The sequence below is a fragment of the Halomonas salipaludis genome, from assembly GCF_002286975.1.
GTDB lineage: Bacteria > Pseudomonadota > Gammaproteobacteria > Pseudomonadales > Halomonadaceae > Franzmannia > Franzmannia salipaludis.
Window position 1 is genome coordinate 38985 of record NZ_NSKB01000015.1, and the last position, 8189, is coordinate 47173.

The following is an 8189-nucleotide window of genomic DNA, read 5'->3' on the forward strand; positions in this document are numbered from 1 at the left end:
ACGCCCCTAGCGGCTAGCAGAGGATAACTTCTATAGGCGATTTGATCATCCGGGACTCTACATATAGGCATTGAAAAATATGATTATAGGTTCAATTTCTCTCGGAGAATTTGGTCACGCAGTACCCCATTCGCTTTTTCCGAGCAAGCCAGCTCTCGCTCCACAGCGATAATGCGGGCGGCCAGTTCAGCTTTGGTTTGGCGCATCAAGTAATGCATGCGACGCCGCTCCGCGTCGCTGGGTCTTTCCACCTCGCGAGCAAGTGGCCGACCAACAGTACGCCGCCGGCGAACAGGTTGGGCGGCTTCTTCGTATAATTGACGGCATTCAGGATTTCGAAGAATGGTGGATTCTGAAACACCAACTCCCGTGTCGGAGAGTTCACGCGATATTCTCGAAATACGTCCCAGTGTCACGGGGCTGCCAGTCTCCTGTAGCCGGTTGATCGCTCTGCGCACGATCACTACGCTTCGATTGCGACGCTGCTGATGACTGCGTTTCAAACCGGCCATCGCCGCCTCTGAACGCGCCTTACGGGATGGTCGTGTCATCTCTCCTTTCTCCCGATGGTCAGTATGACGGGATCGGCAGCCGCCTGATCAGCTTGTTCCAGCAGTTCCATCTCGGCCAACACATCGTCGCAGCTCGCCATGGCTTCCTTTGCCTTGCGCCCTTCGGCGGGCAGGTTCTGTGCTTCCGCCATTTTCGCCATCTGCGCACAGGCCTGCCGGTAGATGATCACTTGGTCACGCTTGCGCCAGTCGGGCGCATTCCCGGCACAGCCGATGCAGGCGAACTTGATGGGGCACTGACTGGCCACCGTGCACCGTCCACCGATAACCGGGATCAGTGCGCCCACCTGCTCCTGCGCGGCTTCGATCTGCCGCCGGATTTGCGCTGGGGATCGCACATGGGTACGGGACAGGTCCACACGGCTTTCAAAGATCTTTTGTTGTAACTCCATCAGCCTGGCCGGCGTCGGTTGGGAATAGTACTCGGTCACTCGCACATCTCGCTGCTTCATGAGGAGTGCGATCACATCCACAGGCGTGTTCAACGCCCGCATTTCCGTGGCAAAGCCGTGGCGCAACAGGTGGGAAGTGACCCGTACGGCCTCACCGGCAGCAGTTTGCAACGAGATGCCGTGCAACATGATGGACATCGTCGCATTGACATCCTTATGACTGAAATGCCTTCCGGCATGCTGCCATAAGTAGGGCGCCGGTCGAAGTTTGTGACGCAAGCTTCTGGTAGGCGGGATGGTCTCCAGGTACTGTCCTCGCTCACGCTGGAACTTCCACCAAGCGTGTAGTGCCCTCATGCAGCGCTCGTCAATATAGTAGGGCTCTTCTGCCTGGCGTCCCTTGGGGATCGCGCGGAAAGCAATCGCTTCACGATCTTTGGAGAGAAGCACTCGTGATAAGTTCTCTTGACTCAATCTTATCTGCAGGAACTCGTTCATGCGAGCCCCGGTCTTGGTCATGATCTGAATGGCCGCATGCCCGACGAGAGCAGCTAGCCTGAGTGCCTCCAGTGGAATAAAGGTTATGTCAAGATCCCGTGAGATTCGCTCCAACCAATGGGATATAGACACACCCCAAGTTGATCGTGGCGGGAGTTGGAAAGCCGCCTTTGAGAAGCCGTTATGCCTCAGAAAGTCAGAATCGATAACTTGAGACTTAAGCACATTGGCCTGCAAAAGCTCGATGAACCAGTAAGGCTCTATCAAAGTGGCATCATCACGAGCATGGCCACCCTCATAGCTTAGGAAGTAACGTGCCTGGTTACATACCGCCGCACGTATACGCTGACGCTGATCCTGATGATAATAGAAGTCTTCTGCCACGGGCTCATGCACAGAACGCAATGTTGCTGCATCCCAGAGCCTAAAATGCTGCTGTGTCGGTCGAGTGCGGCCTGATGTTGATACCGTTTCATCGGTGATCGAGAATGACATCGGCAGGGCTTCCCCTTCCCGTTTATGATGGGCAATGGCGTCCTGCAAGGCTGTATGCAGTCGCTCGACCTGAATGCTTCGGCGCTCGGCCACATCACGAAGCAGATAGAATTGATCATGTACAACGGCGGTCGCTGCCTTGCGACGCATCCTCTGGTCGGTTCTCACGTCTCGATGGATAGTGGAGCGGTGCCAGAAGTGGTCATCCTTCAATCCACTGAGCTGCCAGGGCGCCACGGCCCGGCGCTGCTCGGGTGTCAGTCTAAGCAAGTAATCCTCTTGTTTGCGCAGCAGGCGAAAATAGGTCTGCAGGAACCGACCGCGTTTGGGTGAGCCTTCTTCTGGCAACACCTCACCATCATGGTATCTTTGGTAAAACACCTCAGGGTCAAGTGCGTCGATATCCGGTAGCTTCAACTGTTTCAGATAGCGCGACATGTTGGCAAAGAAAGTGATGTCGTTAGGCCGGTTTCCGTCGGCGAAAGTCATGACAAAGAAGGCCACGTCCCGCAGTTTCGGCTGCAAAATGGAATGGATCATTCGTCGTTGGGATTCATTGAAGGGCCGTCCCATACTCAATGATTCCAGAAAGGTCAACGGCAGGTGATGGAGTGCTGGTGATACGCTGTCGAATACCATCTGTAGAGTGATCTCCTTCCATACCCGCAATGGCCTGGCCTGATGCCCCGTCTCTGCTTCCCAACGCCGGATTTCTTGTTTAATGTGACGATCATTGTGATCGGAAATCCGCAGTACCTCGCTGTAGGCTACCGTATGTCCCTCACGGTGTAGGTGCTCAATGGTCAGACGTGTGAGCCGCGTGAGCACTTCACGTGAACGCCGCGTATTGGGAAGCGAATAGCGAAAGGTGTTGAAGTCCCGACGCCAGCCCTCATAGGCCTCACGACTGTCGACCGGGGCGCTCAAGAGCTCATCGGCCAATGTTGCCACATAGTGGCGCGAATACCCCGACACGGTGGCTACGCTAAATCCTAAGCATCTACTGATGTCGGCCAGCTTGAAGGGAGTGCCGAGCCGGCGACGACGGTCCAGTTCGGCCTTGATCGATTCGTTCCGCTGGTTCAGCGCATGATTTTCGCCCACGAGGACGGTGGTACCGTAGGTGTCGAGAGATTTCCAGGCAACCGTGCGCGCTACCTGATGACCGGTCTCCTGCTCCCAGAGAACCAACTCCTCATTGAGGATCTGTCTTCGTCCTCCCGTAATGGCTTCAACTGCGTTCACCGTCATCACCGCGTTCTCGCGATGCAGCTGTTCGATGACCAGCCGCGCAAAGCGTCGGAACAGCACCGGACCACTTGTTGTGCGCGTAATAGAGGGGCGAAAGGTGCGGTAGTCACGTACCCAGCGTTCATAAGCTTCTTGATTCTCGACTGCCGTGTCCAACAACTCCGCTGCCAGTTCACGGACATAACGCTGGGTAACGCCACTGATCGTCTTGCGATCGTAGCCGGTTACCGCCATAATTTCCTGGTTCACGAATGCCACACCCAGCTCGCGTCGGCGATCAAGATCGGCACGTATCGTAAGCCGTCGATGCTCCGGATCGACGCGGTGTTGCCGTGCCGGCGGCGTCATGGTTTCAGCATCTCATCTAACATTTTCTGGCTCTCGGTTATTGACTCGGGACGAGGAGCCGGTTGGGAACGGCGAGCGCGATCATGCCTGTGCTCACGTTCGATGCGAGCATGAATGCGATGAGCCAACTCCGGCAGGTTATGTCGGCGGATAGCTTGGTCATAGATTGGCAGCATGTCGCTTGTCCAGGCCATGAGCTCACGTAGGGCACCACGCAGGCTCTGCAGTTCCTCGGCGGATCGGGCACGCTGGTGGATGTCATTGAGCGCCTGTGTCACGAACCAGTGGCGGACCTGATGGCAACGCACTTGTAGGCCCGCGGCGCTGAGAGCCGGTGCCCAATAGTCGCGGCGGAAGTGGTCCGGGTTCATTGATGTGCCGCGTCGAGTCAGAAACAGTGGAATGCGGTGAAGGGCTTCCACAGGGAGTTCAGCGAGTTCCGTAAGCCCATATCCTCGGGGATCTAGCCGAGCACGCTGCTCGTCCACATATCGTCGCAAGACCTTGGCCGTGCGGTCGGTAATGAACAGCCTTTTCACTCGGCGTCCATGACTTCCCTTGCTGATCGCCAACATCTCTCGCATAAAACCACTCTGTACCCAGTCCGCCACGCTGAGTTGGCAAGCCTCGTGCACACGGCAGCCGCTATCAAAGAGGATACGTACCAAGGCGGTTTCACGTAGTGTCCACCCCCACTGCTCACCAGCTGACATGACCCTGTTCATCAAGGCTGGTTCATCCAGTATCTCGGGTAACCATTGATTCCCTTTCAGCCGGAAATAACTGGCGGAAAGGCGCATCTCTCGAACGCCGTCTACGCCACTGTCAGCAGGCATGGGCATTCGACCATGGGCATCGACAAACGCTCGGAGTTGCCGGCGGCGCTCCTCTTCGATGTAACGACGGGCGCCGTCGGCATCCATCGGATTGCCATGGTGATAGTGACCGTGCTCATGCAGTACCGTGTAGAACGATCTCAGCGCCGCCAGGAGCCGTTCCAGGCGCCGGCCAGTCTGCCAAGTCGGTTCGATCCGGCGAGTTTCGAATCCACCGCGATCTCGACCTAACGCCACGATGCACTTCATTTCCGAAGCGAGGAAAAAAGCCAACACTACCCGCACCTGAGCCGGTGGCCCCAGCAACTGCCAACCCTGTCGAATCACGACGGGATGATCTGTCGCCCATGAAGCAAAGGAAACCACTTCCCTCGTGTAGGCTCTTGCCGTCAGCGATGCATGGTGACGCACGGACAGGCAGGCATAGAGGGTCAGCTCCGGATGCGGCAACCCATCGCGATCCACCACATGAAAGGGATAGCAACCTTCGGCACGCAAGACTCGATAAACCGGCATAAGCGGTTACCTCCCCAAGGCAAGGCACACTGATGCTACCTGCACATGTTCTATGACTGCATTACAGTATCTTTGATGAGAAAGAACCCACTCTGGAGTATAGAGCCAAGTTGGCTAATCGGATGGCCAAGAAGCTGCCCCTCTACGGTGGCGTCTGCGTGATGAGGCCGGGTACCAAGGAGTGTGAGGCGCTGCTGAAGCAGGTTGCCCTTGGCGACGTATGGGGCGTGGGGAGACGGCTGGTCGAACGGCTCGCACTGCTCGGCCTGCACAGCGCCTGGGATCTAGCTCAGGCGGATGCCAAGCAGATTCGTCGGCGCTTCTCGGTGACCCTGGAGCGCACCTGCCTGGAACTGAAGGGCATCCCCTGCATCGAGATGAACGACCCAGGCGACGCTCGACAGCGCATCATGACCTCGCGCTCCTTCGGGCGCCTGACTGATAACCGCCAGCAGATCCATCAGGCCATTCGTCAATTCGCTCAGCGCAGTGCCGAGAAGCTGCGCGCACAGGACAGCCTGACGCGCGCCGTATACGTCTTCCTGAAGACCAATCGGCACCGGCCTGACCTGCCACAATACTCCCCCAGTGCCATTGTCGAGCTGCCATCACCCAGCGATGACAGCCGCGCCATCCTGCATGCGGCCAGCCAGGCCCTGGATGCGATCTACAGGCCTCGCTATCGCTTCATGAAAGCGGGCGTGATGTTGGTCGACCTGATCGATGCCAACCGTGAGCAGCTCTCACTGCTGGATACTCCACAGAGCCAGGCTGAGAGTGCGCGTAGCGAGCAGCTGATGTCCGCGGTCGACCAGTTAAACCAGAGGATGGGTAAAGGCACCGTCACCTTCGGACGAGCAGAGGCCGGTGCTGCTTGGCACCTGCGTTGCGCCAACCGAACGCCACGCTGGACCACACGCTGGGATGAGCTGCCCATCGTCCGACCGGGATGCTTGCGTCGGTAATCACCTACATACATTGCCGAGTTGTCCTACAGCCGCGCAGACACCCTGGCCATATGCTCTTCGTAGACGATGGAGGGCAACATGCGACACTGCGTTTTCACGCTGTGCGGTACCGAAGTTGAGCTGAGCATGGTACGCGACCCGACTAACCACGAGTGGCTCGCCATCACGCGCTGGCACCCTGAGGAATTCCCACAGCCAATCACTTACATCATGCCGCCCCAGGCAGCGGGCACAGATGAAGAAATGGCATGGGAGACGGCCAAGGACTGGGCTAGCCGTAACCTCTCACGCGACTGGATCGCCGTCGTCAGCACGGAACAGGACATTCAGCGGCTGGCCGCCGCACGAAGCCAGATGTTGCATTGAAACGCTGACGGTATAGTCGGTGTCGACGCTATCGTGCTGGCTCGATCAGGTCGGCTCCGTCGTTGGTCGGGCGGTTGACGCGGGTGCTGACCGGCCAGTGAGTGATCAGCTGTGCATCTAGGTGATGGACCACATGACGGATGGTCTCGCGGTCGGTCAGGTGTGGGTCGAGCCACGGCTCGAGGCTTTCGGCATCCAGGGCCAGCGGCATACGCGAGTGGACCTCCCCAGCGACTCCGCGGGCCGGCTCGGTGATGATGGCACACCCCGGCGTGCCATCCGCCCGTTTGGTCCAGATCCCCGCCAGCCAGAGTGGCTCGCGATCCTCACGGCACAGGAAATGCGGCTGCTTCTTGCCATCGGTAAGCTCCCATTCAAACCAGCCATCAGCGGGCACCAGGCAGCGGTGATGGGCGAAAGCACCGCGGAAGTACGTTGAGGTCACGACCTTCTCGACCGTCGCATTGATCGGCTGCGGCGCCTTCTCGCCGGCCCAATGAGGGCGATAGCCCCACCACAGCTCAGTCATCAGTAACGGCGCCTCGTCATCGCCGCGGCGCACTGCCGTGATGAAGGTACCCGGGGAGACGTTGTAGCGCTGCGCCAGAGGCTGCTCAGGCTCGGCTAGCGGTAGCTTCAGCGAAGCCGACAGCTTGGGGTAATCACTGTAGAGAGCGAAGCGTCCACACATGGCGTACCTCGGAAGCCTGACAACTAACCTGCTGACGCAGCAACGCTCATCGACGGTCCCCGCCATTCACCATAGATCATGCCGATACCTTCAGCTTTCCAAGGCGTAGGCCGACAGCGCTGCGGGTTGATTTAACTGCGGCGTCGCCATTTCCATAGCCTGGCGGGTGGCTAGGATACCCCAAGCGATTCACTGAAGCGGGCATTGCCGATGATCATGTAAGGTCTTCTTGCTGTGTACTGAAATAGTAAGGTGGCGGTTGAACATCACGTAGCACGTTCGCGGCCGCGGTCAGGCCGGCGGTCGTGAAACCAGTCCAGCCAGTCAACTTCGAAAGCGACAGGCCCCGTCTCACCATCAACGACAGGCACGGCTGCGCCAAGTAGATAGCGCATGAAGCCATCCTGAAACCGTTCCGGGATGTCTTGAATCCGCACATACGGGGTTCCTGTTGATGTATGGTGCACGTTGACGATCGGCTCACCTGCTTCGCGCGGCCCTTGATGCTGCGTGCGTCGACCATCACCCAACGTCTTTTGCATTTCCCAAAGCTCATGCGCAATAGCCAGCATGGCACGAGACGCCATAGGGTCCGCAGCTTCCAGCCGCAAGCCGTGCTCTTGCAGCAAAGAGGCATGATCATTGAGATCATCAACCAGGATCTGGATGTCATGGTCGGAGAAGACAACCATTAGATACTCCGAAGTTATGGGCTATTGAGCGTTATGAGAATTCGCCGCATTCGATTTTTCCCAAAGCCTCGCGTATCGACTGCCGCCCTCTAGACGTGCCGAGCAGATCCATGGGCCGCGAGCCAGATAGCGCCGGCACCTCGCAGTGCAGCCACTCGCGAGCGATGTCGGCGTCCTCGAACACGTTAACGACGTAATCCAGCACAGCTTCAGCATCGACCACCTCAGCGACGGGATGGCCACGCTCAGTCACTTGCTTGATCGCTTCGACCTTGAATTCTTCGGTGTATCGCTGGCGACTCATGGAACCTCCTGGGTATAGAGCGACAATTACTCTGGCCGGCCGACGACAACTATTGTGGCCGGTTGCCCTAAGCTTGACCGCTTGTCCCGACCCACCAGGGAGCCGGTATGGCGGTCACCAGCCAACAGGTCACGCTCTATATGTCGCAACGCCAACAAGGCCAGACCCAGGAGGTCGCCGCCGCCAAGGCCGGCCTCTCCGTCAGAACCGCTCGCCGCCTCGAACGCCGGGCCGAGTCCTCTGAGCTGCCGGCACCACGG

At 58.2% G+C, this 8189-nt stretch carries 8 protein-coding genes and 1 pseudogene; 2 read left to right on the forward strand and 7 right to left on the reverse strand.

Features of this window, described 5'->3' with window-relative positions; translation table 11 throughout:
• Window positions 1–83: 83 nt before the first annotated feature.
• From CK498_RS26005 to CK498_RS24395, 3 genes are read right to left on the reverse strand one after another with little or no spacing between them, the layout of a single operon-like run.
• Window positions 84–551: a hypothetical protein gene (locus CK498_RS26005; RefSeq protein ID WP_141247013.1), complete on the reverse strand. Its 468-nt coding sequence runs from the start codon at window positions 549–551 to the stop codon at window positions 84–86.
• Entirely contained in the window at window positions 548–3556 is a 3009-nt protein-coding gene (locus tag CK498_RS24390; protein WP_095623448.1) for a site-specific integrase, read from the reverse strand. Before CK498_RS24390 ends, CK498_RS26005 begins: the two co-directional genes overlap by 4 nt.
• Complete coding sequence (locus CK498_RS24395) at window positions 3553–4908, reverse strand: site-specific integrase (RefSeq protein WP_095623449.1); 1356 nt, start codon at window positions 4906–4908, stop codon at window positions 3553–3555. Before CK498_RS24395 ends, CK498_RS24390 begins: the two co-directional genes overlap by 4 nt.
• Before the next feature lie 122 nt (window positions 4909–5030).
• Here CK498_RS24395 and CK498_RS24400 point away from each other — a divergent pair, with 122 nt between their 5' ends.
• Together CK498_RS24400 and CK498_RS24405 are read left to right on the forward strand one after the other, a co-directional pair.
• Entirely contained in the window at window positions 5031–5873 is an 843-nt protein-coding gene (locus CK498_RS24400; RefSeq protein WP_095623450.1) for a DinB/UmuC family translesion DNA polymerase, read from the forward strand.
• Between the two features lie 81 nt (window positions 5874–5954).
• Window positions 5955–6242, forward strand: a complete 288-nt coding sequence (locus CK498_RS24405; protein ID WP_095623451.1) for a hypothetical protein — start codon at window positions 5955–5957, stop codon at window positions 6240–6242.
• Between the two features lie 28 nt (window positions 6243–6270).
• Here CK498_RS24405 and CK498_RS24410 read toward each other — a convergent pair whose 3' ends face one another.
• From CK498_RS24410 to CK498_RS26425, 4 genes and pseudogenes are all read right to left on the reverse strand, one after another.
• A complete protein-coding gene (locus tag CK498_RS24410) occupies window positions 6271–6933 on the reverse strand; it encodes an SOS response-associated peptidase (RefSeq protein ID WP_095623452.1) in 663 nt (220 codons plus the stop codon).
• A 266-nt stretch (window positions 6934–7199) separates the two neighbouring features.
• Window positions 7200–7625 (reverse strand): hypothetical protein, encoded by a 426-nt coding sequence (locus CK498_RS24415; RefSeq protein WP_095623453.1) that lies wholly within the window; start codon window positions 7623–7625, stop codon window positions 7200–7202.
• A 31-nt stretch (window positions 7626–7656) separates the two neighbouring features.
• Window positions 7657–7848 (reverse strand): MbcA/ParS/Xre antitoxin family protein, encoded by a 192-nt coding sequence (locus tag CK498_RS26645; RefSeq protein ID WP_229359208.1) that lies wholly within the window; start codon window positions 7846–7848, stop codon window positions 7657–7659.
• Window positions 7840–7929, reverse strand: a pseudogene (locus CK498_RS26425) (transposase); the annotation flags it as partial. The pseudogene CK498_RS26425 and the gene CK498_RS26645, both read right to left, overlap by 9 nt.
• Between the last annotated feature and the right edge of the window lie 260 nt (window positions 7930–8189).

Bases quoted from the DNA above. Each gene is read 5' to 3' on its own strand.
- CK498_RS26005 (WP_141247013.1), bottom strand. From the start codon at position 551: ATGACACGACCATCCCGTAAGGCGCGTTCAGAGGCGGCGATGGCCGGT.
- CK498_RS24390 (WP_095623448.1), bottom strand. From the start codon at position 3,556: ATGACGCCGCCGGCACGGCAACACCGCGTCGATCCGGAGCATCGACGG.
- CK498_RS24395 (WP_095623449.1), bottom strand. From the start codon at position 4,908: ATGCCGGTTTATCGAGTCTTGCGTGCCGAAGGTTGCTATCCCTTTCAT.
- CK498_RS24400 (WP_095623450.1), top strand. From the start codon at position 5,031: ATGGCCAAGAAGCTGCCCCTCTACGGTGGCGTCTGCGTGATGAGGCCG.
- CK498_RS24405 (WP_095623451.1), top strand. From the start codon at position 5,955: ATGCGACACTGCGTTTTCACGCTGTGCGGTACCGAAGTTGAGCTGAGC.
- CK498_RS24410 (WP_095623452.1), bottom strand. From the start codon at position 6,933: ATGTGTGGACGCTTCGCTCTCTACAGTGATTACCCCAAGCTGTCGGCT.
- CK498_RS24415 (WP_095623453.1), bottom strand. From the start codon at position 7,625: ATGGTTGTCTTCTCCGACCATGACATCCAGATCCTGGTTGATGATCTC.